Source organism: Limnohabitans sp. TS-CS-82 (genome assembly GCF_002943475.1).
Map to the genome: position 1 here is coordinate 198,683 of NZ_PTQX01000006.1, position 22,386 is coordinate 221,068.

General features: G+C 57.6%; 24 protein-coding genes. 10 read left to right on the forward strand and 14 right to left on the reverse strand.

Translation table 11 applies throughout. The features are described 5' to 3' along the window. Positions 1-183: 183 nt before the first annotated feature. Entirely contained in the window at positions 184-1,263 is a 1,080-nt protein-coding gene (locus C5F52_RS14030; RefSeq protein WP_104798972.1) for a TRAP transporter substrate-binding protein, read from the forward strand. Positions 1,264-1,333: 70 nt separating this feature from the next. Here C5F52_RS14030 and C5F52_RS14035 read toward each other — a convergent pair whose 3' ends face one another. From C5F52_RS14035 to C5F52_RS14050, 4 genes are all read right to left on the reverse strand, one after another. Further along, positions 1,334-1,882 (reverse strand): hypothetical protein, encoded by a 549-nt coding sequence (locus tag C5F52_RS14035; RefSeq protein ID WP_236657870.1) that lies wholly within the window; start codon positions 1,880-1,882, stop codon positions 1,334-1,336. 71 nt (positions 1,883-1,953) lie between these two features. After that, positions 1,954-3,474 (reverse strand): TRAP transporter large permease subunit, encoded by a 1,521-nt coding sequence (locus C5F52_RS14040; protein ID WP_104798973.1) that lies wholly within the window; start codon positions 3,472-3,474, stop codon positions 1,954-1,956. A gap of 12 nt (positions 3,475-3,486) precedes the next feature. Then, positions 3,487-4,026 (reverse strand): TRAP transporter small permease subunit, encoded by a 540-nt coding sequence (locus C5F52_RS14045; RefSeq protein WP_104798974.1) that lies wholly within the window; start codon positions 4,024-4,026, stop codon positions 3,487-3,489. A 122-nt stretch (positions 4,027-4,148) separates the two neighbouring features. Next, a complete protein-coding gene (locus C5F52_RS14050; protein WP_369952056.1) occupies positions 4,149-5,279 on the reverse strand; it encodes a substrate-binding domain-containing protein in 1,131 nt (376 codons plus the stop codon). A gap of 62 nt (positions 5,280-5,341) precedes the next feature. Here C5F52_RS14050 and C5F52_RS14055 point away from each other — a divergent pair, with 62 nt between their 5' ends. Genes C5F52_RS14055 through C5F52_RS14065 form a run of 3 tightly spaced genes read left to right on the forward strand, consistent with a single transcriptional unit; the run spans position 5,342 to position 7,595 of the window. Then, positions 5,342-6,079, forward strand: a complete 738-nt coding sequence (locus C5F52_RS14055; RefSeq protein WP_104798976.1) for an ABC transporter permease — start codon at positions 5,342-5,344, stop codon at positions 6,077-6,079. Beyond that, positions 6,076-6,777, forward strand: a complete 702-nt coding sequence (locus C5F52_RS14060; RefSeq protein WP_104798977.1) for an ATP-binding cassette domain-containing protein — start codon at positions 6,076-6,078, stop codon at positions 6,775-6,777. The genes C5F52_RS14055 and C5F52_RS14060 overlap by 4 nt, the downstream gene beginning before the upstream one ends. After that, positions 6,774-7,595 (forward strand): substrate-binding domain-containing protein, encoded by an 822-nt coding sequence (locus tag C5F52_RS14065; RefSeq protein ID WP_104798978.1) that lies wholly within the window; start codon positions 6,774-6,776, stop codon positions 7,593-7,595. The genes C5F52_RS14060 and C5F52_RS14065 overlap by 4 nt, the downstream gene beginning before the upstream one ends. A gap of 17 nt (positions 7,596-7,612) precedes the next feature. On the opposite strand, the gene modA is transcribed toward C5F52_RS14065, so the two are convergent. Then, positions 7,613-8,392, reverse strand: coding sequence for a molybdate ABC transporter substrate-binding protein (gene modA / locus C5F52_RS14070; protein WP_104798979.1), 780 nt, complete (start codon positions 8,390-8,392; stop codon positions 7,613-7,615). Between the two features lie 11 nt (positions 8,393-8,403). Further along, positions 8,404-9,501 (reverse strand): helix-turn-helix domain-containing protein, encoded by a 1,098-nt coding sequence (locus tag C5F52_RS30385; protein WP_104799082.1) that lies wholly within the window; start codon positions 9,499-9,501, stop codon positions 8,404-8,406. 165 nt (positions 9,502-9,666) lie between these two features. Between C5F52_RS30385 and C5F52_RS14080 the strand changes: the two genes are divergently transcribed. The 6 genes from C5F52_RS14080 to C5F52_RS14105 are packed head-to-tail and all read left to right on the forward strand — an operon-like array spanning position 9,667 to position 14,269. Then, complete coding sequence (locus C5F52_RS14080; RefSeq protein ID WP_104798980.1) at positions 9,667-10,143, forward strand: 4Fe-4S dicluster domain-containing protein; 477 nt, start codon at positions 9,667-9,669, stop codon at positions 10,141-10,143. Between the two features lie 22 nt (positions 10,144-10,165). Beyond that, entirely contained in the window at positions 10,166-12,013 is a 1,848-nt protein-coding gene (locus C5F52_RS14085; protein WP_104798981.1) for an aldehyde ferredoxin oxidoreductase family protein, read from the forward strand. 11 nt (positions 12,014-12,024) lie between these two features. After that, the gene (locus C5F52_RS14090; RefSeq protein ID WP_104798982.1) at positions 12,025-13,365 is read left to right on the forward strand and encodes an NAD(P)/FAD-dependent oxidoreductase; all 1,341 of its coding nucleotides are present in this window, start codon (positions 12,025-12,027) and stop codon (positions 13,363-13,365) included. Positions 13,366-13,407: 42 nt separating this feature from the next. Further along, a complete protein-coding gene (locus C5F52_RS14095) occupies positions 13,408-13,662 on the forward strand; it encodes a MoaD/ThiS family protein (protein ID WP_104798983.1) in 255 nt (84 codons plus the stop codon). 47 nt (positions 13,663-13,709) lie between these two features. Continuing rightward, complete coding sequence (locus C5F52_RS14100) at positions 13,710-14,024, forward strand: hypothetical protein (protein WP_104798984.1); 315 nt, start codon at positions 13,710-13,712, stop codon at positions 14,022-14,024. 26 nt (positions 14,025-14,050) lie between these two features. Then, positions 14,051-14,269, forward strand: coding sequence for an oxidoreductase-like domain-containing protein (locus C5F52_RS14105; protein WP_369952058.1), 219 nt, complete (start codon positions 14,051-14,053; stop codon positions 14,267-14,269). Positions 14,270-14,307: 38 nt separating this feature from the next. Here the strand turns inward: C5F52_RS14105 and C5F52_RS14110 are convergent, their stop codons facing one another. From C5F52_RS14110 to C5F52_RS14145, 8 genes are all read right to left on the reverse strand, one after another. Next, the gene (locus C5F52_RS14110) at positions 14,308-14,628 is read right to left on the reverse strand and encodes a helix-hairpin-helix domain-containing protein (RefSeq protein ID WP_236657871.1); all 321 of its coding nucleotides are present in this window, start codon (positions 14,626-14,628) and stop codon (positions 14,308-14,310) included. Positions 14,629-14,686: 58 nt separating this feature from the next. Next, entirely contained in the window at positions 14,687-15,688 is a 1,002-nt protein-coding gene (rfaD, locus tag C5F52_RS14115; protein ID WP_104798985.1) for an ADP-glyceromanno-heptose 6-epimerase, read from the reverse strand. Next, positions 15,685-16,629, reverse strand: a complete 945-nt coding sequence (gene rfaE1, locus C5F52_RS14120; RefSeq protein ID WP_104798986.1) for a D-glycero-beta-D-manno-heptose-7-phosphate kinase — start codon at positions 16,627-16,629, stop codon at positions 15,685-15,687. The genes rfaD and rfaE1 overlap by 4 nt, the downstream gene beginning before the upstream one ends. Further along, positions 16,626-17,777, reverse strand: coding sequence for a lipopolysaccharide assembly protein LapB (lapB, locus tag C5F52_RS14125; RefSeq protein ID WP_104798987.1), 1,152 nt, complete (start codon positions 17,775-17,777; stop codon positions 16,626-16,628). Before lapB ends, rfaE1 begins: the two co-directional genes overlap by 4 nt. Further along, the gene (locus tag C5F52_RS14130) at positions 17,767-18,078 is read right to left on the reverse strand and encodes a lipopolysaccharide assembly LapA domain-containing protein (RefSeq protein ID WP_104798988.1); all 312 of its coding nucleotides are present in this window, start codon (positions 18,076-18,078) and stop codon (positions 17,767-17,769) included. Before C5F52_RS14130 ends, lapB begins: the two co-directional genes overlap by 11 nt. Positions 18,079-18,160: 82 nt before the next feature. Continuing rightward, on the reverse strand, positions 18,161-18,478 hold the full coding sequence (locus tag C5F52_RS14135; RefSeq protein ID WP_104798989.1) for an integration host factor subunit beta: 318 nt from the start codon (positions 18,476-18,478) through the stop codon (positions 18,161-18,163). After that, on the reverse strand, positions 18,478-20,160 hold the full coding sequence (gene rpsA, locus C5F52_RS14140) for a 30S ribosomal protein S1 (protein WP_100132589.1): 1,683 nt from the start codon (positions 20,158-20,160) through the stop codon (positions 18,478-18,480). Before rpsA ends, C5F52_RS14135 begins: the two co-directional genes overlap by 1 nt. A 161-nt stretch (positions 20,161-20,321) precedes the next feature. After that, positions 20,322-22,346 carry a bifunctional 3-phosphoshikimate 1-carboxyvinyltransferase/cytidylate kinase gene (locus C5F52_RS14145; RefSeq protein ID WP_104798990.1) on the reverse strand — a complete coding sequence of 675 codons (2,025 nt, stop codon included), beginning with the start codon at positions 22,344-22,346 and terminating at the stop codon, positions 20,322-20,324. Positions 22,347-22,386 lie beyond the last annotated feature (40 nt).

The window sequence follows — 22,386 nt, forward strand, 5'->3', positions numbered from 1 at the left end:
CGAACCTGTTCTTTCAAGTGAGTTAATTTCAAGAGGTTTGAAGTTTTTGATGCTTTGATCGTTTTGCGGGCAAACCCGAAGTATTGACTTTGAAAGCCTGCATACAATCTCGCCTCGTTGGGTGTCATTTTGGCGTCACCAGTGGCATTTACATAAACAATTTTTTAACTTTTGGAGTCTTTTATGGACCGTCGTTCCGTTATTAAAAATGCAGGTATTGCCGGTATTTTGGCTGCTGGTGCAGCACCCGCTGTGCATGCGCAAGCCGCTATTCGCTGGCGTTTGGCTTCGAGCTTTCCTAAGTCGCTCGACACCATCCACGGCGCTGCTGACACCTTCGCGAAGGCTGTCAAGGCGATGTCTGGCGGTAAGTTCGAAATTTCGGTGCACGCGGCTGGCGAAATCATGCCTGCCTTTGGCGTGGTAGACGGCGTACAACAAGGCTCCATTGAAATGGCGCATACCGCGCCTTACTATTTCTTCGGTAAAGATGAGACTTTTGCTTTGGGCTGTGCCATTCCTTTCGGTTTGAACAGCCGTCAAATGACAGCTTGGATGTACGAAGGCAATGGCTTGAAGCTGATGCGCGAGTTCTATGCCAAATACAACATCGTCAACTTCCCAGGCGGCAACACAGGTGCGCAAATGGGCGGCTGGTTCCGCAAAGAAATCAAATCGTTGGCTGATCTCAAGGGTTTGAAATTCCGCATCGGTGGCTTTGGCGGCAAGGTGATGGAGCGTTTGGGCGTTGTGCCACAAAACATTCCTGGCGGTGATATTTACCCTGCTTTGGAAAAAGGCACGATTGACTCAGCCGAGTGGATTGGCCCTTACGATGATTTGAAATTGGGCTTCAGCAAAGTGGCGCCTTTCTACTATTACCCAGGTTTCTGGGAAGGTGGCCCACAGTTGGACTTCTTCATCAATGACAAAGCATTTGCAGCACTGTCGCCAGAGAATAAGGCTATCGTGGAAGCGGCTGCAGCTATGGCGCACACCGATATGCAAGCTAAGTACGACGCCCGTAATCCTGCTGCTTTGAAGCAGTTGGTTGGTTCAGGCACCAAGTTGCGCGAGTTCCCGAAAGACGTGATGGCTGCCGCTTTCAAAGAGTCGATGGCGTTCTACAACGAAATCTCTGCGAAAAACGAAAACTGGAAAAAGGTCTACACCGATTACGCCAAGTTCCGTGGTGATCAAAACTTGTGGTTCCGCTTCACGGAAGCCAAGTTTGACTCGTTCATGCAAGCGCAAAAGCTGTAATTAGTTTTTAGCATGCACAAAAAACCGCGCTCTAGGGCGCGGTTTTTTTATGTCTGCTGCTCAAGCAGTTTCACATGCGTCTAAAGGTTTCTAGCTCTTTGGACAAGCGACTGCAGTTTTCCAGCATGCTGGGGCGGGTCATATAAAACACCGTGAACTTGCCTGCCAAGGTTCGCGTGTAAAAGCGCGGCGCCATCAGCCATTCAAGCCCGCGCACGCGCAATAGTTTGGCGTAGGCCAGTTCGTCCAAGCTTTGGTGTTTGTCCCAAATCCAAGTTTGGTGAAGGCCTTGTGCATCGATACGCACACGGCTACGCAGCACATGCCAAGCGGTCCACGCGAGCAAGGCCCAGCCCATGACGAACCAGCCTGCGCTGCGCAGGCCATTCCATCCCGTATCGCCACCGAATTTGCCTTGTTGCCACAAGCTCAGCAGCCAGTACCCAGAGGCCAGCACCGTGAGCAAGGTGATGCCCTGAAACGTGCGCGAAAAGGCGGGCCCTTCTAAGACCTCGGGGGAGGGGATAAAACGAAAAGGTTCGGGTCCCATGCTGGGTGACGACGCGGGCGAAGATGCAGGTGAAGAAACGGTGGAGGGCGAGGTGTTGGAGTCGGTCATGGTCTGGGAGGGTTGGCCAAGAAAAAGCCCCTCTCGGATGTGCCGGAGGGGCTTGTGTCGCAAGTCAATGGTTACTTCTTGAAGAGGTCATCCATTTTCTTTTGCTCGTCAGCCGCGTTGTCTGCGTCTGTTGGTTTGGTACCGTCGAGTTTGAGTTCAATTTCGGGCACTTCTTGTTCGGAAGGCATTTCGATCACGACTTTGTCGAGGTCAACTTTTTCTTCTTTGTCCAAGAACATGGTCACGGTTTCGGGCACAAAAATCACGATCACCACCAACACCAGCTGCATGATCACCCACGGAATGGCGCCCATGTAAATGTCGTTGGATTTGACGGGTTTTTCAATGCGGCCTTCTTTGAACAGTGTGTCGGCAATGCCGCGCAAGTAAAACAGTGCGAATCCAAACGGCGGATGCATGAAGCTGGTTTGCATGTTCACGCACAGCAGCACGCCGAACCACACCATGTCGATGCCCATTTTTTCGGCGACAGGTCCGAGCATAGGCAAGATGATGAAGGCGATTTCAAAGAAGTCCAAGAAGAACGCCAAGAAGAAAATGAAGATGTTCACCACAATCAAGAAGCCCACGACGCCACCAGGCAAGCCTGTCAGCAAGTGTTCCACCCACTTGGCCCCGTCCACACCTTGGAACACCATCGAGAACACGCGTGAGCCGATCAAGATGAACACCACCATCGCCGTCAGGCGCATGGTGCTGTGCATGGCATCCCAAATGAGGTTTTTGTCCAAGCGGTTGTGCATGGCTGCCAACACCAAGGCGCCCACGCAACCCATGGCACCGGCTTCGGTGGGGGTGGCAATGGCGGTGTTGATGCCCGGCAAGCCGCCCATCGAGCCGAGCACGGCAAAGATCAAGAAAGCTGAGGGTACGATGCCGCGCAAGCACTTGGCCCACAAGGACCAACCGTTCAAGGTGCGTGCTTCTTTAGGGACGCCTGGCACATGCTCAGGTTTGATCAAGCTCAAGCCGAATGTGTAGAGCGCAAAAATGCCCACTTGCAGCAAAGAGGGGCCCCAAGCGCCTTTGTACATATCGCCCACAGAGCGACCGAGTTGGTCTGCCATCACCACCAATACCAACGATGGGGGGACCAGTTGCGTGATGGTGCCTGAGGCCGCCAGCACGCCCGTGGCGTAGCGCATGTTGTAGCCGTAGCGAATCATCACCGGCAGCGAGATCAAGGCCATGGCGATCACTTGACCGGCCACGGTGCCGGTGATGGCGCCCAAGATAAAGCCCACGATGATGACTGAGTAGCCCAAGCCGCCTTTGACGGGGCCAAACAATTGGCCCATCGAATCAAGCATGTCTTCGGCGAGGCCACACTTTTCAAGAATGGCACCCATGAAGGTGAAAAACGGAATGGCCAACAACAAATCGTTGCTGAGAATGCCGAAAATGTTCAAAGGCAAGTTAGCCATGAAGCTCGCGGGGAACCAGTCCATGCTGATGGCGAAGAAGCCACAAGCAAGACCTAAGAACGCCAGCGAGAACGCGACGGGGAAGCCAATGAGCATCGTGAGGACGAGCCCCCCGAACATGACGGGGGCGAAGTTTTCCATTTGCATGATCGTGTGTCCTTATTGCACGGGCTTTTCGTAGTGCGTGTCCATTTCAAACTTGCCTTGCAAGTAAGCCACGCGCTTGATGATTTCACTTAGACCTTGTACGAACATCCAAATGAAGCCTAAGGGCAACAAAAGCATGGCAGGCCAGCGGATTAAACCGCCTGCGTTGCTGGACATTTCATTGGTAACGAACATTTTGATAAATAGCGGAAAGCTAAACCAGCAGAGCATCAACATGACGGGCAGCAAAAACACCACCAAGCCAAACAAGTCCACGTAAATTGGCATCTTGCCTTTGAGCTTGCCGTAGATCAAATCGACGCGCACATGTTCGTTGAGCTTGAGTACCAAGGGCGAACCTAACATCACGGTCGCTGCAAATAAGTACCACTGAATTTCGAGCCAGCCGTTAGAGCTGATGTCGAATCCGTAGCGAATGAACGCGTTACCCGCTGAAATTAAGGCTGCAGCCATGACGGTAAATGCGGCGACAGCGCCAAAGCGCTCGCTGACCCAATCAACGCCTAACGCAAATTTAAGAAGTTTTGACACAGTGTGCCTCCAGTTTTTTGCCAACCCGCGATGGTACCAAGCTCAAAGGCTTGGCGCTCCTTCAGGCTGTGAAGTTTATGGCGTCCTTGTGAAAATACTTCAGCTGAGCTTGAATCTGGGGCTTACGGCGTAGCAGGGTCTGCTTGTTTGTTTTTTTTGAACGTCCACCAAGGCAGCAAGGCACTCAGTGACTGCACATGGCCACTCGACTGCGCGGCATAGCCGGGCAGGGCGTTCAGTGCATCACGCCAATCGTGCTCTTGCAGCAAGTCGCGCAGCGCTTGGGTGGCGGGGGTGTCTAAGGCAGATTTGAGGCACACCAAATGAAAGTGCTCGTGGAGCAAGGGCACAAAGCCCAAGCCGCGGGCACGGGCTGTGCTCTCGATGCCCAAGCCCACGTCGCAGCGACCGGAGGCAATGGCTTCGGCCAAGGCGGTGTGTGAGGGCTCATCGTCGGGCAGGGCATTCAAATCGTTCAGGCTGAGTTGGGCTTGGTCCAGCAAGTCGTCGAGCAACACCCGCGTACCTGTGCCTAGGCTGCGGTGCACAAAACGGGCGCGCATTTGCGCCACATCTTTGAGGCTGTGGAGCTGCAAGGGGTTGTCGGGGGCGACGATCAGGCCTTGCACCCGCGTGGCAAAGCCAATGATTTTGTGCAGGCCCGGTTTGAGCAATCCCTTGTAGGCCTTGGCGGCATGTGAGTTTTTGCTGGCTGGCGACTGGGTGTGAAACCCAGCCAAGGTGCAGCGCCCTTCGTTCAGTGCCCGAATGGCGTCTACGCTGCCGCAAAACCGAATGTCTAAATGAAGGCCTTGCTCTGCTGCATATTCGCGCAGGCGTGGCAGCGCGTCGTCGTGGCTGGCGTAGAGCGTCAGCACATGCGCATCGGGGTCGAAGGCGACGGCGAAGGTGCGTTCTAAGTCGGCCCTTAAGGCTTCGATTTGTGGGGCCAGGCGCGCTTGGGTTTGACGCTCTGCCCACATGAGTTTGTCGCCAAACTCTGTCAGGCGTGCTGATTGGCCTTTTTCCCACACGATCAACTCGTGGCCCATCACGTTTTCCCAACGCTTGAGTTCACCCCAAACGTGGCGGTAGGACAAGTTCAATTGACGGGCCGCGGCCGAGATAGAGCCCTGCTGGGCGACGGCTTGCAGCAAATCCATCAACGGATGGCGTAGCAATGCCGCGTCAGACGGATGGCTTTCTTTGTCGCTGTGGTGATTCAGGGTGTAGTTGAGGCGAACGCTATGCACGGCTTTACATATGGTGAGGTTTTAGGCGCTTGGCTAGGATGACGCAAAGTCTACCTGTCCTTATGTCTACGTTTACAGATACCGCTACGGCTTCGTTGCAACTCCTCATTGAATTCGACCCTTTGCTTTGGTCGATCGTCGCCCGCTCCCTTTGGGTGAGTGTGTTGGCCACCGCCATCGCCTGCGGTTTGGGTATGGTGCTGGGCGCTTGGTTAGGCGTGGCGCGGTTCGTTGGGCGCGATGTGCTGTTGACGGTGCTCAACACCTTGTTGGCGTTGCCGTCTGTGGTGGTCGGGTTGTTGGTGTATTTGCTGTTGTCGCGCACTGGGCCTTTGGGTTTTCTGGGGTGGTTGTTCAGTCTCAAAGCGATGGTCTTGGCCCAAGCTATGTTGGTGTTGCCGGTGGTCACCGCCTTGACGCGCCAATGCGTGGAAGACGCTGAGCGCAGCCACGGCGAGCAATTGCAGTCGCTGGGTGCAGCACCTTGGATGCGCAGTGTGTTGCTGGCGTGGGACGAGCGTTACACCTTGCTGACCGTGTTGATTGCGGCGTTTGGTCGTGCGATTTCTGAGGTGGGCGCCGTGATGGTGGTGGGCGGCAACATTGAAGGTTTCACACGCGTCATGACGACCGCCATTGCCCTCGAAACCAGCAAGGGTGATTTGCCTTTGGCCCTCGCTTTGGGTTTTGTGTTGATGGCCGTGGTGCTGCTGTTGAACGTGTGTATTTCGTTTTTGCGGCGCTGGCGTCAAGGCGCAGAAGGTGCAATGTCGGGCTCTGTACAAGGTGTGTTGGCATGAGTGCGGTGCTGGATTTGAAGCAGGTGTCGGTCCAATTCGGCAGCCACACGGCATTGCATGCGGTGAACCTGAACATTCATGCCGGTGAGCGCGTGGCTTTGGTCGGCGCCAATGGGTGCGGCAAAAGCACGCTTTTGCGTGTGGCGCATGGTTTGTTGAGCGCATCGCAAGGTCAAGTGCATGCGGCGCCATCGGTGCGTCAAGCCATGGTGTTTCAACGCCCGCACATGCTGCGCACCTCGGTCTTGCGCTTTGTGATGTGGGGATTGTGGTTGCAGGGCGTGCCTTGGCGTGCGGCCAAGGCGCAGGCGATGGTTGCGTTGCATCGTGTGGATTTGCAAGACTTGGCCGAACGTCCCGCACGTGCTTTGTCGGGCGGTCAACAACAACGCTTGGCGCTGGCTCGGGCTTGGGCCTTGCAACCTGACTGCGTGTTGTTGGACGAACCCACGTCGAGTCTGGACCCGCATGCCAAGCGCGACGTGGAGCAGATGATGGCCGATTGGGTGGCCGCTTCGGGCGTCACTTTGCTGTTCAGCAGCCATAACTTGGGCCAAGTCAAACGCTTGGCGACGCGGGTTATTTATTTAGAAGTCGGCCGCGTGTTGGCCGATCTGCCGGTGGACCATTTCTTCCATCAGTCGTTGGCTGAGAGTCACCCGCAAGCACATTTGTTTCTTAAAGGAGAGTTGGTATGACACATCGCACACATTGGTTATCGTTCGCAGCAGGGCTGGCTTTGGTTTTGGGTTTGGGGGCCAGCACTGTGCAGGCGCAAACGTCCAGCATCGTCATGGCTTCGACCACGTCGACGGAGCAGTCGGGTTTGTTTGCCCATCTGTTGCCCGCGTTCAAACAGGCCTCGGGCATTGACATCAAAGTGGTGGCCTTGGGCACGGGGCAAGCCTTGGACACAGGCCGTCGTGGCGATGCCGATGTGCTGTTCGTGCATGACCAAGCCGCCGAAGAAAAATTTGTGGCCGAAGGCTTTGGCGTGAAGCGCTACCCCGTGATGTACAACGACTTTGTGTTGGTCGGTCCTGCCAACGACCCCGCCAAGGTGCGCGGCAAAGACATCGTGTCGGCCTTGCAAAAAGTGACGGGCACGCAAGCCAACTTCGTGTCGCGCGGCGACAAAAGCGGCACCCATGCCGCTGAATTGCGCTACTGGAAATTGGCTGGCTTAGACAACAAAGGTGCAGGCTACAAAGAGTGCGGCTGCGGCATGGGCCCTGCGCTGAACATTGCTTCGTCCACAGGCGCTTACGCGTTGACCGACCGCGGCACATGGCTCAATTTCAAGAACCGCCAAGATTTGCAAGTGCTGGTGGAGGGCGACAACCGCTTGTTCAACCAATACGGTGTGATGGTGGTCAACCCTGCCAAGCACTCCCATGTCAAAGCCGATTTGGCCCAGAAGTTTGTCGATTGGGTGATCTCGCCAGCGGGTCAGGCCAACATCGCCAGCTACAAAATTGGTGGCGAGCAGCTGTTCTTTGCGAACGCCAACAAATAAGTTTTGGAATGGCGCGCTTAGGCCGCGTCAAAGCCTTGTCGTTTGAGCGTGGCTTGGCTGAACGGCGATTGCAAAAACGCAATGAACTGACGCGCTAAAAAGGGTTGTTTGCTGCTGCGCACTTGCGCGATGGGGTAAACAATGGGCGCGTGTTGGGTCAGCGTCATTACGTTGTTGACGCGGCGCAACTCGCGCAGCGCATCGGTTTTGTAAACAAAGCCCGCATCGACCTCACCCAAGGCCACCGACTGCAGCACTTGGCGAACGTTCTCGGCACGCACCCAACGTGGGCGCAACATCTCTGTCAAACCCGCTTGCGTCAACACCTGCTCGGCGTAGCGCCCTGCGGGCACGGTGGCAGGATTGCCAATGCCCAGTCGCTTGAATTCTGGGCGCAACACATCTTGCAAACTTGTGGGCGTTGGGCCCGTGCGTGGCGTGATCAGCACCAAATCGTTGGTCGCAAAGTTCACCCGCGTGCCCGGCTCAATCAAACGCTCCGCTTGGGCTCGGTCTAGCGTGTCGGTATCTGCAGTGGCCAGCACATCAACATCCGAGCCGCGCTGCAATTGGTTCAGCAGCACCGTGGAGGCCGCGAAGTTAAACAGCACGCGCCGATTGGGCTCGGCGCGTTCGAAGGCTTGGCCAATTTCCACCATCGCGTCACTCAGGCTTGACGCTGCAGAAATCACGAGCCGCTGGGGTGCCGCCTGAGCGAGTGGTGCAACGAGCGCCAGACTCAAACCACGCAAAGCTTGGTGGTGAAAAGCGCGTCGGGTGTGGGGTGCGTCAGGCATGCGTGGTGGGACTACGCATCTGACGGACGTTTGGGGGGCGAGATTTTTCGGTACAAGGTGGCGCGGCTGATGCCCAGTCGCTTGGCCGCTTCGCTCACGTTGCCGCGCGCTTGTTGCATCACGCGGCGGATGAGGTCGGACTCGACCTCTTTCAGCACTTGAGGCGCGGCTGCGAGCGATGTGGGGCGCTCGCGGTTGGTCGCAGCTTTGAGTTGCACGCGCAAGCCCGACCACAACGGCACTTCATGGCTGTTGTCTCGCTGCGTCAAGTCGTGCAGCGACTCCCAAGGCAGCGCAAAAATATCGCTGGCGTGTTCGCGTGTGGTTGGGTTGAGGTGCAAAATTTCGCGCGCATGGCGGTTGGCCCCCACGATCCAGCCATCTGCGTCGATGCCAATCAAGCCGTCGTGCTCATTGCCTTGCAGCAGCCCTGTCCAGTTCACATGCAGCAGCAGGGCGGGGGCGTGTTGGCGCAGCAAAGCGTTCTCAATGCAGCGCGCCGATTGCGCTGCCAAATGTTGTAACTCAGGCCGCTCGGGCGCATCCACGCCCGTGAGGTCAAGCATGCCCACGCATTGACCATCAGGGCCGAACAAGGGTGAACCTGCGCAGCTGAATACGCGGTTGTCTTGTAAAAAATGCTCGCCGCGGTGCAACCAGATGGCGCGTTGCTCGGTCAAGGCCGCGCCGATGGCGGAGGTGCCGATGTTGCGCTCTGACAGGTCGACGCCGATGCGTGCGATCGCATGGGCGTGCTTGTTTTGGCGGTCAATCTCGCCCCGTGTGTCGATGACGATGCCTTGTGCGTCGGTCAGCAAAGCGAAGTAACGCGTGCCTGCAATGGCGCGGCTGAGTCTGTCTAGCTCTGCGCTGGCGGCGTGAAGCAATTGTTGGTTTTGGTCTTGCAGACGACGCAGCTGTTGCTGGCTGATCGTGTCAAAGCTGACGGCTTGTTGCGGGCTGTGTCCCCAAGACAAGCAGCGTTGCCAAGAACGCTCGATCCAATCTTGAATCCACGGGCTGGGGAGCTGTTGTCGCTTGTCCAACACGTATTGACGCGCAAGGTCGATTTGTTCGAGTCGGTCGGAGGGGGGCATCAAGCTGCGCATGGCTCGGATTTTGACCACATTTCGACGACCGTTGCTGCGCGGTGTCTCAATTTGAGAAATTCTGAAGTCCAACCCTATGAAATTCAGGGTTATTCCTTAGGCAGGCTTTTGCACAAGCTTCTCAAAATCTTATGCAAATACATTCATAGCCAACTGGAGACCCAGATGCAAAAAATCCTGCACATCAACCCAGACAAATGCACGGGCTGTCTGCAATGCGAGATGGCCTGTTCTTTTGAGAACTACGGCACATTCGCCACAGCCAAGTCGCGCATCAAAGTGTTTGACTTCCATGAGACCGGCAAAAAAGTGCCTTACACCTGCACGCAGTGCGACGAAGCTTGGTGTTTGCATGCGTGTCCGGTGGAGGCGATCACCAAAGACAAAGTGACGGGCGCCATGGTGGTGAACGAAACCACCTGCGTGGGTTGCAAGGTGTGCACCATCGCTTGCCCCTTCGGCACCATCAACTATGTGCAAGAGACAGGCAAGGTCCAAAAGTGCGACTTGTGCGGCGGCGACCCTGCCTGCGCATCGGCTTGCCCCACCGGCGCCATCACCTTTGTGGATGCCAACTGGACCGGCCTCGACAAGATGAAGCAATGGGCCGACAAACTCGGCAACCAGCCTTCCGCCACTTAAATCCGAATTAGGAGCACACATCATGACTTGGGCTGGAAAAATCCTCCGCATCAACCTGACCACAGGCACCGTCAAAACCGAACCCCTCAACATGCAATGGGCCCGCGACTACGTCGGCTCGCGCGGTTTGGGTTCGAAGTACCTCATCAGCGAAATCGATCCAAAGGTCGACCCGCTGTCGCCTGACAACAAAATCATTTGGGCCACCGGTCCTCTGACGGGCACGATGGCGTCGACGGGTGGTCGCTACACCGTCATCACCAAAGGTCCGCTGACGGGCGCGATTGCGTGCTCGAACTCTGGGGGCTACTTTGGTGCCGAACTCAAGATGGCAGGCTGGGACATGGTGATTTGCGAAGGCAAGTCGCCCACGCCGGTCTATCTGTACATCAACGACGACCACGTGGAGTTGCGCGACGCCACCGGCCTGTGGGGCAAGAGCGTGTGGGAAACCGAGCACGAGTTGAAGAAAACCTTGCAAGACCCGCTGACTCGCGTGTCGTCCATCGGTAAAGCCGGTGAGAACCATGTGTTGTACGCCGCCATCGTGAACGACTTGCACCGTGCGGCAGGCCGCTCGGGCGTGGGCGCTGTGATGGGCAGCAAAAACCTCAAAGCTGTGGCCGTGCGCGGCACCTTGGGCGTGGGCAATGTGCGCGATCCCAAAGCCTTCATGAAGGTCACGGCTGAGAAGAAAAAGATCTTGGCCGACAACGCGGTGACCGGCCAAGGCTTGCCCGCTTACGGCACGCAAGTGCTGATGAACGTGATCAACGAAGTGGGCGCTTTGCCCACCCGCAATCACCGTGATGTGCAGTTCGAAGGCGCCAAAGACATTTCTGCCGAAGCCATGGCCACACCACGCGAGACCGATGGTAAAAAACACTTGGTGACCAACCAAGCGTGCTTTGGTTGCACCATCGCCTGCGGTCGCATCAGCAAGATGGACGAAACCCACTTCACGGTGCAAAACAAACCTCAGTACTGGGGCGCATCGGGCGGTTTGGAGTACGAAGCTGCTTGGGCTTTGGGCGCGGCCAACGGTGTGAAAGATTTGGAAGCCTTGCAATACGCCAACTTGCTCTGCAACGAAGAAGGCATTGATCCCATCAGCTTCGGCGCCACCGTGGGTGCGGTGATGGAGTTGTATGAAATGGGCGTGCTGACCCAAGAGCAACTGGGCATTGATGCCAAGTTTGGCTCGGCGCAAGCCTTGGCTTTCTTTGCCGAAGAGACGGTGAATGGCCGCGGTTTTGGTGTCGAAATCGGCCAAGGCTCTAAGCGCTTGACCGCCAAGTATGGCCACCCAGACTTGAGCATGAGCGTGAAGGGCCAAGAGTTCCCTGCGTACGACGGCCGTGCGATTCAAGGCATTGGCTTGGCCTATGCCACGTCCAACCGTGGTGCTTGCCATTTGCGTGGCTACACCATCGCGTCGGAAGTGTTGGGCATTCCTGTCAAGACCGATCCGCTGGAGCACGAAGGCAAACCTGAGTTGGTCAAGGCGTTCCAAGACGCCACGGCTGCGTTTGACTCGTCGGGCCTGTGCATTTTCACGACCTTTGCTTGGGGCCTGGCCGATTTGGCGCCGCAAATGCAAGCTGCGTGCAACGAGGACTACACCACCGAAGAGCTCGAAAAAATTGGCGAGCGCATTTGGAACATGGAACGCGAGTTCAACAACGCCGCAGGCTTCACCGCCAAAGACGACAGCTTGCCCAAACGCTTGCTGACCGAGGCTGCGAAAACGGGCCCCGCCAAAGGCAAAGTCAGCATGTTGCCGACCATGTTGCCCAAGTACTACAACGTGCGTGGTTGGGACAGCGAAGGCCGCCCCACGGCTGAAACCAAAGCCCGTTTGGGTCTCTGAGGCTCAGAACCATGACACATCACGTCATTCTTGGCGCCGGGCCTGCTGGCGTGATCGCTGCCGAAACCATCCGCAAACACGCGCCCAACGACCGCATCACCCTTGTGGGTGATGAGGCCGAGCCGCCGTATTCGCGGATGGCCATTCCTTACTTGTTGATTGGCAACATCGACGAGCGTGGCACTTACCTGCGCAAAGGCGCGGACCATTACGCCAGCTTGGGTGTGACGCAAGTGCAAGCGCGCGCGCTGTCGGTCGACGCGAAAACCAAAACCATTCAGCTCAGCAACGACCAAGTGCTGGCGTACGACAAGTTGTTGATCGCCACGGGTTCGCGTCCTGTGCGTCCCCCAATCCCTGGCATGGACAGTCCGCAAGTGCATCCCTGCTGGACCTTGGAAGACGCCCGCGCTATCATGGCTTTGGCCCAACCCGGTGCCCGTGTGGTGCAAATGGGGGCGGGCTTCATTGGTTGCATCATCATGGAGGCCTTGGCCTCGCGTGGGGTGACGTTGACCGTGGTCGAAATGGGCGACCGCATGGTGCCTCGCATGATGGGCCCTGTGGCGGGCGGCATGATTCGGTCGTGGTGTGAAACCAAAGGCGTGCAGGTGTTCACGGGGGCCAAGGTGGAGGCCATCGTGCCCAACGGCAGCGAGAACCCAGGCTTGTTGTCTAAATTGGCACAAGCGGTGGGGCTGCATGACGCGCCGACCGATGCCGCCTTGACCGTGCGTTTGTCCACAGGCGACAAAATCCCGGCTGATTTGGTGATCAGTGCCACCGGTGTGAAGCCTTGCATCGATTTCCTCAAGACATCGGGCATCACTTGCTTGCAAGGTGTGTTGACTGACGAGCACATGCAAACCAATGCAGATGGTGTTTACGCCGCAGGCGATTGCGCCGAAGCGTTTGACAAGGTCAGTGGCACCACCATCGTGAGCGCCATTCAACCCAACGCGGCCGAGCAAGCCCGCGTGGCCGCGCTCAACATGGTGGGGCAACAAGCCAGCCTGAAAGGCGTGACACAAATTAACGTGCTCGATACCTTGGGCTTGATTTCGACCAGCTTTGGCAATTGGCAAGGTGTGCCGGGTGGCGAACAAGCCTCACTCACCGCCGAGGGTCGTCACTTGAGCTTGCAGTTCAAAGACGACGTGATGGTGGGCTGCAACAGCGTGGGCTGGACCGAGCATGTGGGCGTGATGCGCGGTTTGGTGGAAGGCCAAGTGCATTTGGGCGCGTGGAAAGACAAGCTCAAACAAGACCCCACCCAACTCATGGCGGCTTACCTCGCGTGCGCGCAAGGGCAAGGTGCTTGGACGGGCGCGGCGGATACACGTCGACGATAACTTGGACGTGAGCTCACGCGCCAATGCGCTAACCTAGGCCCCATGGACATCACTTTCAAACTCTTCGCCACCCTGACCGATTACCTGCCACCTGCCGCACGCCGCAGCAACGTGTTGAACATGGAGGTGGATGACGGGATGACGATTGCGCAAATCATCGAACCCTTTGGCATGCCCGAAAAGTTGGTGCATTTGGTGCTCGTCAACGGCACTTTTGTGCCGCCAGAAGACCGGGCCAGCAAGGTTTTGAACGATGGTGACGTGCTGGCTGTTTGGCCACCGGTCGCTGGGGGCTAAGCGCTAAGCGCTAAGCGCCTTTTCCTTCAACGCTTTGTCACGCCACGATGCAGTCTGCTTACGACGCTGTTTTTTCCCGCGAGATGGGATGCACCGAAGCCGAATGGTTGGGCTGGTTGCCTGCGGCCATTGGCACGCACGCTTGGCAGCGCGACGCTTCATCGGTGCGGATCACCCTTCAAGAAGACGATGTGCTTTTGGGTCTGTTGCATATCGATTGGCAGCAAACCGCACCGCGTGCGATTGCGCAAGTGCGCATTCCGTGTCTCAAGGTCAACTTTCGTTTTGACGGACTAGACGCCGCCCAACGTTACCGATTCATGCGCCGCTTCGATTTGTACATGCAACGTGGGGGCGGTTGAGGTGAGTCAGTCCTGCATGGGGGAGTTTGACGCGCTCTGTGGTGGACGGGCCTTCGGCTTTGGCCATGTTGGCCGAGGGCGAAGCGCTGTTACAGGCGCAGCAGTTGGTGTTGCGCCGCCCACCGGCTGCACCCGTCACCTGTTGTGGACGCGGTTGCAATGGCTGCGTGTGGGAAGGGTTTGTGGACGCCGCGAACTATTGGCGAGAAGACGCGCTTGCGTTGCTGCAAACCTGTTCGGCTTGACGTTTGGTTTAAGGTTTTAACAAAGGTTTTGGCAAAGCTTAGGGCTGCTGTTGGCCGTGGTGTTTGGGTTCTCGCGCTTCAGGAAACGCTTGACCGTTGACCGTCAAACCTTGCGATGAAAACTGTTTGGCCTTGCCTGGGCCCATGCCTGACACGCGCTGGAACACATCGGCCCAACTTTGAAACTCGCCCTCAGCGCGCGCCTTGAGCACATGACGGCTGAGCGCTGGGCCCATGCCCTTCAAATTGTCAAGTTCGGCTTCGTTGGCTTGGTTGATTTCCAAGGCAGACGCCGCAGCACAGATCATCCAGCAACTCAGGCCGATGAGCCAACGTCGGAGCTGTGACAGCTTGAACATGACGAGCTAGCGCTTTGTTGGACTGCGGGCTGAGGCTTGAGGTTCAAGCGTGGGTGGGTCAGGCTTTGCCCAGCGTGGCCATGTATTGCGTCACGCCGCTTTGCACATCGGCAAAAGCGTGGTCGCAGCCGCTGGCACTCAGATTCGTCAAGTCGGCTTGGGTGTAGCACTGGTATTTGCCACGCAAGGCGTCGGGGAAAGGCACGTACTCGATCAAGCCCGCTTGTGCCGCACCGGCTAAGTCGAGGGCACTTTCGCCTTTGCTGGCGCGCATGGCGTTGACGACCGACAAGGCCACATCGTTGAACGGTTGCGCGCGGCCCGTGCCTAAGTTGAAGATGCCTGACTTGTCGGGGTTGTCCAAGAACCACAGGTTCACCGCCACCACATCGTCGATGAACACGAAGTCGCGCAGTTGCGCGCCGGGTGCGTAGCCGCCGTATTCGCCAAACAACTTCACTTTGCCTTCAGCGTTGAATTGGTTGAATTGGTGAAACGCCACGCTGGCCATGCGGCCTTTGTGTTGCTCGCGTGGGCCATACACGTTGAAGTAGCGAAAGCCCACCACTTGGCGCTTGAACTTCTTGAAGTTGTTGCCACACTCGCGGCGCATGCGTTGGTCAAACAACAGCTTGGAGTAGCCGTAGACGTTGAGCGGTTGCTCAAACTCAGGCGTTTCACGGAAGGTGTCGCTGCCGCCGTAGGTGGCGGCAGAGGAGGCGTACAAGAGGCGTGTGCCCGCTTGTTGGCAGGCGTTGAACAAACCGCACGACAGGGTGTAGTTGTTGTCCATCATGTACTTGCCGTCGCTTTCCATGGTGTCGCTGCACGCGCCTTCATGGAACACGGCCTCGACTTTGCCAAACGCGTTTTCGGCAAAGAGTTCGTAGAACACGTCTTTGTCGAGGTAGTCGGCTATCTTCAAGTCGGCGAGGTTGCGGAACTTGTCGCCCTCGGTCAAATCATCGACGGCAATGATGTTGTCGATGCCGCGGGCGTTCAAGCCTTTGATGATGTTGCTGCCGATGAATCCGGCTGCGCCTGTGACGACGATCTTCATGCGAATAACTCCTGATAACTGACGGTGGCCGTGCCAAATTTGCCCACCACCACACCGCCGGCTTTGTTGGCCAAGGGCATGGCGTCGCGCAAGCTCAAGCCTGCGGCCACCAAGGTGGCGAGGGTGGCGATGACGGTGTCGCCCGCGCCGGTGACGTCAAACACTTCACGCGCTTGGGCTGACACATGCAGCTCGCCTTGGGCGTCAAACAAGGTCATGCCTTCTTCGCTGCGGGTGAGCAGCAAGGCGTCGAGTTGTAGCGTTTCGCGCAGCGCGTGGGCTTTGTGATTCAACTCCGCTTCGCTGGTCCATTTGCCAATGACTTGTTCTAACTCGGCGCGGTTGGGCGTGATGCAGGTGGCGCCGCTGTAGCGCGAGTAGTCGCTGCCTTTGGGGTCGATCAACACGGCTTTGCCTGCGGCACGGGCGGCGGTGATCATTTGGGTGACGTGTGCCAATCCGCCCTTGCCGTAGTCGGAGAACAACACCACGTTGTGGCTGCCTAAGAGCTTTAGAAATTGGTCGGTTTGCGAGGCCAGCACTTCGTTTTGGGGGGTGTTTTCAAAGTCCACGCGCAGCAACTGTTGCTGGCGGCCGATGACGCGCAGTTTGACGGTGGTCTTGAGTTGCGCATCGCGACCCAAGTGTGGCGTGATGCCCGTTTTGGCCACCAAATCTTCGAGCAAGTGGCTGGCGTCGTCGTCGCCCACCACCGAGAGCAACGAGGCTTGCGCGCCCAAGCTGACCACGTTGTAGGCCACGTTGGCGCAGCCGCCCAAACGGTTTTCTTCGCGGGTGATGCGCACCACGGGCACGGGCGCTTCGGGGCTGATGCGGTCAACGGCGCCGTACCAATAACGGTCGAGCATGACGTCGCCCACCACCAGCACGCTGGCTTGTTGGAGTTGCGCTTGGGGCACGGAGAGAAGTGGGGTGTTCATAGTTCTTCGACGCGGCGTGCGGGGTAGCTGTCCCAAGCTTGGCAGCCGGGGCATTGCCAAAAGTGCTGCGTGGCTTCAAAGCCACAGGCGGCACAGCGGTAGCGCTGCAAGGGCTTGGCAGCGCGCTCTAGGGCACGTTGCACTTGGGGATGAAATTGTTCGTGCTCAAACTTTTCGTTGGCCACCCATTGCGTGGCAGCCACCAACGAGGGCTCACGCTCAAGGTGTTTGGCGTACAAGCTGCTCGTGTCGGTTTCGCCTTTGGCGGTACGCAAAAGGACGATGGCGCCCAACACATCCAACGAGGGGGTTTTGGCGTAGCTGGTCTCTAGCAATTGCAAGGCTGCTTCCACGCTGTTGAGTTTTTGCGCCAAGGCGGCCAATTTGGGTGCGAGCAAGGGGAGTGCAGAGGGCACTTGTGTGGCCAGTGTTTCCAGCGTTGCGTAGGCGTCTTGTGGCTTGCCGATGTCTTCGTAGGTCTTGGCCAAGGCCATGCGCGCACGGGCGCCTTGTGGGGCGATTTGAATGGCTTGTTGGAGCAGCGCAATGACTGGCGCGCTGTCTTGTGTGATGTCTAACGCCGCAGCCTGCTCGCACAGGTAATGGGCTTGACGGCCATGAAAGCTGCCTTGGCCGTTGTCGCTGAGTTTTTGGGCGACGGCTGAGGCTTTGGCCCAGTCACGCGAGCGTTCGTAAATAGCCAACAGCGCCAAGTGCGCTTGCGAGGCGTGTGCGGTGCCTTCCAGTTGGGTGAGTGCGTCTTCGGCGCGGTCCAGCAAGCCGGCTTTCAAGTAGTCTTGGGCCAGCGCGTACTGGGCGCGGTCACGGTCGGTTTGTGTCAGGTCGGCGCGCGACAGCAAATGCTGGTGCACACGCACGGCACGTTCATACTCGCCACGGCGGCGAAACAAATTGCCCAGCGCAAAGTGCAGTTCCGACGTGTCAGGGTCGTGCTGCACGGCTTCAATGAAGGCGTCAATGGCCTGGTCTTGCTGTTCGTTGAGCAAGTAGTTCAAGCCTTTGAAATAGGCCTTGGGTGTTTGGCGGTTTTCTAGGCGCAGCTGGCGCAAGTCCATGCGCGAGGCGAGCCAACCCAAGCCAAAGGCCAAGGGTAGGCCAAGCAAGATCCAGCTGAGGTCAAATTCCATGAGGGGTGTCTGCAGAGGTCGGAGTGGCAGCTTCAGACTTGGCTGAAGCATCGGTATTCAGGGTGTGTGCGTGTTGGGCCAAACGGCGGTGTTTCCACCAGCGCGGCACCATGCCGAGCACGCCAATGGCGACGCCCAAAATAAAGGCGGCTAACACCACCAGCACCAAGGGGGCTTGCCAAGTGGTGCCAAAGAAAAAATGGACCACGGCTTCCTGCTGGTTGTTCAGCGCAAAAGCGAACAGGGTAAAAAAAATGGCTGCTTTCAGTAACAACTGAAGCAGCCACATGAGGTTTTTCAAGGTAACTCCTCTGTGACGAGGAGATTTTAGCCTTGCAGCCTCTTGAACCGGAGGTTCATTTTGATGAACTGGAGGTTCAAACTCAACTGTTGGGGCCAGACCCCGTCATCAACTCTTGGGTACGTGCATCCACCGCTTCGCGCAAGGCTTTGCCCGGCTTGAAATGGGGCACACGTTTCTCAGGAATTGCCACGCTTTCGCCTGAACGCGGGTTGCGTCCCATGCGAGGCGGACGACGGTTGATCGAAAAACTGCCAAAGCCCCGCAACTCAATGCGGTGCCCGCGCACCAGTGCGTCGCTCATCGCGTCAAGAAGGGTCTTGACAGCGAACTCGGCGTCACGGTGCGTGAGCTGCCCAAAACGGGCAGCCAGCTCTTCGACCAGGTCTGAACGCGTCATCAGTTGTTGTTGTCGAGCTTAGCGCGCAACAAAGCGCCCAAGCTGGTCGTGCCAGCGTTTTCACGCGACGACTGTTGCGACAAGGAAGCCATGGCTTCTTGTTGGTCCGCTTGGTCTTTGGCTTTGATCGACAACTGGATGTTGCGGGTCTTGCGATCCACGTTCACCACGACAGCCGTCACTTCGTCGCCGACTTTCAACACTTGGCTAGCATCTTCCACGCGGTCACGCGAGATTTCGCTGACGCGCAAGTAGCCGATGATGTCTTCGCCGAGGTCGATTTCAGCGCCCTTGGCATCCACAGTCTTGACCTTGCCGGTCACGATTTGGCCTTTGTCGTTGATCGACGTGAAGGTGGTGAATGGGTCAGAGTCGAGCTGTTTGATGCCCAAGCTGATGCGCTCGCGGTCGACGTCCACAGCCAAGACCAAAGCCTCAACTTCTTGACCCTTCTTGTATTCGCGCACGGCGTTTTCGCCGGTTTCGTTCCAAGACAAGTCAGACAAGTGAACCAAACCGTCGATGCCGGCAGCCAAGCCCACGAACACGCCGAAGTCGGTGATGGACTTGATTGGGCCCTTCACGCGGTCGCCGCGCTTGGTGTTTTGAGCGAAGTCTTGCCATGGGTTGGCTTTGCATTGCTTCATGCCGAGGCTGATGCGGCGCTTGTCTTCGTCGATCTCGAGGACCATGACTTCGACTTCGTCGCCCAAGGACACGATCTTGGAAGGCGCCACGTTCTTGTTGGTCCAGTCCATTTCAGAGACGTGCACCAAGCCTTCGATGCCGGGTTCGAGTTCCACAAACGCGCCGTAATCGGCGATGTTGGTGATCTTGCCGAACAAGCGGGTGCTTTGTGGGTAGCGGCGGTTGACGCCCATCCAAGGATCGTCGCCCATTTGCTTGAGGCCCAAGGACACGCGGTTTTTCTCGGTGTCGAACTTGAGGATCTTGGCAGTGATTTCTTGACCAGCCGTGACCACTTCAGAAGGGTGACGGACGCGGCGCCATGCCATGTCAGTGATGTGCAACAGGCCGTCGATACCACCCAAGTCCACGAAGGCACCGTATTCGGTGATGTTCTTGACCACACCGTGAACGATAGAGCCTTCTTTCAAAGTCTCCATCAACTTGGCGCGCTCTTCGCCCATCGAAGCTTCCACCACAGCGCGGCGTGACAGCACGACGTTGTTGCGCTTGCGGTCGAGCTTGATGACCTTGAATTCCATGGTCTTGTTCTCGTAAGGAGACAAGTCTTTGATCGGACGTGTGTCGATCAATGAACCAGGCAAGAACGCGCGGATGCCGTTGACCAACACGGTCAAGCCACCCTTGACTTTGCCGCTGGTTGTGCCAGTGACAAACTCGCCAGATTCCAGAGCTTTTTCCAAGCTCATCCACGATGCCAAACGCTTGGCAGTGTCGCGGCTCAGGATGGTGTCGCCGTAGCCGTTTTCAACGCTACCGATCGCGACCGACACGAAGTCGCCAGCTTGGACTTCGAGTTCGCCCTTGTCATTCTTGAATTCTTCGATTGGCACGTAGGCTTCAGACTTGAGGCCAGCGTTCACAACGACGTGGTTGTGTTCGATGCGGATCACTTCAGCAGTGATCACTTCGCCTGTGCGCATTTCGGAGCGCTTCAGGGATTCTTCAAATAGGGCGGCAAAAGATTCGGACATTTTTTTCCTTGTGTCTAACCACGGGTAAGAGGGCAGCGGGATTGCTGCACCACATGGGCCTGCGGTTAGCGGTGGGTTGTGGCGTGCGCCACGGGTTAAGTTTTAGATCCGTTGGGCCAGTGCGCCAATGCAGCGCGAGAGGAGCCAAACGGGCCAGGTTGTCAGCCCCTTTGAAAGGGCTGTTTGCTTTGCCACCAGTTCAAAACCTGATCTACCGAGGCTTCGATAGAGAGCGAGGAGTTGTCGAGTAGCAACGCATCTTGTGCCGGTTTCAGAGGTGCCACGCTGCGCGATGAATCGCGTGCGTCACGGGCCTCTAAATCGGCGCGAAGACTGTCGAGTGTAGTCGAAATACCCTTTGAAATCAATTGCTTATGACGGCGTTCGGCGCGCTGTGCGGCGCTGGCGGTCAAAAACACTTTCAGAGGGGCTTGCGGAAAAATGACGGTGCCCATGTCACGGCCATCGGCCAAGAGGCCGGGCAGGCGTTGAAAACTCAGCTGTAAGTCCACCAACGCGGTACGAACGCCAGGCAAAACGGACACTTTGGAGGCATTCATGCCGGCTTCTTCGGTGCGAATGGCGTCACTCACGTCGGCGTCGCCGAGCCAGACGGTGTCGCCGTCAAAGCGCACGGGCAGGGTGCGTGCGAGGTCGGCGATGCGGGCTTCGTGGGCTGTTTCAAGTGCCAATCCGGCTTGTAACGCGGCGTAAGCGGTCACGCGGTAGAGCGCGCCCGAGTCGAGGTAGTGGTAACCCAAGGCCTGCGCCACGCGGCTGGCCAAGGTGCCTTTGCCTGAGGCCGTGGGGCCATCGATGCAAATGACGGGAATGTCTTGGGCGCTGGCGTGTGCCACCGAGAACAAGGCCTCAAAGTAATCGGGGAAGGTTTTGGCCACGCATTTGGGGTCTTCAATGCGAACGGGGATTTGGTCGGCGTTGAATGCAGCCAGCGAGAAGCACATGGCGACGCGGTGGTCGTCGTAGGTGTGAATGCTGGCGGCTTGCCACTGGCCTTGCACTGATGGATTGACGTGTTGGCCATTGGGCAAGGGATGAACGCGCAGCCAGTCTTGGCCTTCTTCCACGGTGGCACCGAGCTTGCGGCATTCAGCGGCCATGGCCACGATGCGGTCGGTTTCTTTGACCCGCCAGCTGGCGATGTTGCGCAGCGTGGTGGGGCCGTCGGCGTACAAGGCCATCACGGCCAAGGTCATGGCGGCGTCGGGGATGTGGTTGCAGTCCAATTCAATGGCTTTGAGCGGCCACGCGCCACGCTTGATTTCGAGCCAGTTGGGGCCGCTGGTGATGTGAGCGCCCATTTGCGAAGCGGCATCCATGAAGCGAATGTCGCCTTGGATGGAGTCTGCGCCCACGCCTTGAATGCGGATGCCTTCGCCTTCAGCGATGGCCCCTAACGCGATGAAGTAGCTGGCCGACGACGCATCGGCTTCGACGTGAATCGTGCTGGGGGATTGGTAGCGGCAACCTTGCGGGATGGTGAAACGTTGCCAGCCATCGCGCTTGACCGCGATGCCGTAACGCGCCAACAGGTTGAGTGTGATGTCGATGTAAGGCTTGCTGATGAGCTCGCCCACCACGTCAATCACGATGTCTTGCGTTTTTGCTGCGAGGGGCAAGGCCATCAACAACGCAGTGAGGAACTGGCTGGACACATCGCCACGCACTTGAATGGGGGCGTCCACTTTGAGCGAGGGTTGGCCAATGTGCAGCGGTGGAAAGCCGTCGTTGCCCAAGTAGTCAATCGAGCAGCCGAGCAAGCGCAGCGCATCGACCAAATCGCCAATCGGGCGCTCGTGCATTCGGGGCACGCCTTTGAGCGTGAAGTCGCCACCGAGTACCGCGAGCGCGGCGGTGAGCGGGCGCATGGCGGTGCCCGCGTTGCCCATGAAAAACTCAATCGCGTCGTGGTGCTTGAGTTGACCGCCCAAGCCTGTGATGGTCACGGTCGTGCCTTGCACGTCCACGCCGCAGCCCAGTTGGCGCAGCGCTGCCAGCATCACGCGGGTGTCGTCCGAGTCGAGCAAGTCGTGCACGACGGTGGTGCCTTGGCACAGCGCCGAGAGCAACAACACGCGGTTCGAGATGCTTTTGGATCCGGGCAGGGTGACGGTGCCAGAGGCGCCTTGAAGGGCGGGCAAGTCGAGAAAAGCGGTGGAGAACATGGTGATTAATGTGAAAGAACGCGCAGGACGCAGATGCGGC

Excerpts from the sequence above, each read along its gene's own strand:
- C5F52_RS14100 (WP_104798984.1), top strand. The coding sequence starts at position 13,710 with ATGCAGTCTGCTTACGACGCTGTTTTTTCCCGCGAGATGGGATGCACC.
- C5F52_RS14095 (WP_104798983.1), top strand. The coding sequence starts at position 13,408 with ATGGACATCACTTTCAAACTCTTCGCCACCCTGACCGATTACCTGCCA.
- C5F52_RS14055 (WP_104798976.1), top strand. The coding sequence starts at position 5,342 with ATGTCTACGTTTACAGATACCGCTACGGCTTCGTTGCAACTCCTCATT.
- C5F52_RS14030 (WP_104798972.1), top strand. The coding sequence starts at position 184 with ATGGACCGTCGTTCCGTTATTAAAAATGCAGGTATTGCCGGTATTTTG.
- C5F52_RS14110 (WP_236657871.1), bottom strand. The coding sequence starts at position 14,628 with ATGTTCAAGCTGTCACAGCTCCGACGTTGGCTCATCGGCCTGAGTTGC.
- C5F52_RS30385 (WP_104799082.1), bottom strand. The coding sequence starts at position 9,501 with ATGCGCAGCTTGATGCCCCCCTCCGACCGACTCGAACAAATCGACCTT.
- C5F52_RS14080 (WP_104798980.1), top strand. The coding sequence starts at position 9,667 with ATGCAAAAAATCCTGCACATCAACCCAGACAAATGCACGGGCTGTCTG.
- C5F52_RS14090 (WP_104798982.1), top strand. The coding sequence starts at position 12,025 with ATGACACATCACGTCATTCTTGGCGCCGGGCCTGCTGGCGTGATCGCT.
- rfaE1 (WP_104798986.1), bottom strand. The coding sequence starts at position 16,629 with ATGAACACCCCACTTCTCTCCGTGCCCCAAGCGCAACTCCAACAAGCC.
- C5F52_RS14085 (WP_104798981.1), top strand. The coding sequence starts at position 10,166 with ATGACTTGGGCTGGAAAAATCCTCCGCATCAACCTGACCACAGGCACC.
- C5F52_RS14035 (WP_236657870.1), bottom strand. The coding sequence starts at position 1,882 with ATGACCGACTCCAACACCTCGCCCTCCACCGTTTCTTCACCTGCATCT.
- modA (WP_104798979.1), bottom strand. The coding sequence starts at position 8,392 with ATGCCTGACGCACCCCACACCCGACGCGCTTTTCACCACCAAGCTTTG.
- C5F52_RS14145 (WP_104798990.1), bottom strand. The coding sequence starts at position 22,346 with ATGTTCTCCACCGCTTTTCTCGACTTGCCCGCCCTTCAAGGCGCCTCT.
- rfaD (WP_104798985.1), bottom strand. The coding sequence starts at position 15,688 with ATGAAGATCGTCGTCACAGGCGCAGCCGGATTCATCGGCAGCAACATC.
- C5F52_RS14040 (WP_104798973.1), bottom strand. The coding sequence starts at position 3,474 with ATGCAAATGGAAAACTTCGCCCCCGTCATGTTCGGGGGGCTCGTCCTC.
- C5F52_RS14065 (WP_104798978.1), top strand. The coding sequence starts at position 6,774 with ATGACACATCGCACACATTGGTTATCGTTCGCAGCAGGGCTGGCTTTG.
- lapB (WP_104798987.1), bottom strand. The coding sequence starts at position 17,777 with ATGGAATTTGACCTCAGCTGGATCTTGCTTGGCCTACCCTTGGCCTTT.
- rpsA (WP_100132589.1), bottom strand. The coding sequence starts at position 20,160 with ATGTCCGAATCTTTTGCCGCCCTATTTGAAGAATCCCTGAAGCGCTCC.
- C5F52_RS14135 (WP_104798989.1), bottom strand. The coding sequence starts at position 18,478 with ATGACGCGTTCAGACCTGGTCGAAGAGCTGGCTGCCCGTTTTGGGCAG.
- C5F52_RS14060 (WP_104798977.1), top strand. The coding sequence starts at position 6,076 with ATGAGTGCGGTGCTGGATTTGAAGCAGGTGTCGGTCCAATTCGGCAGC.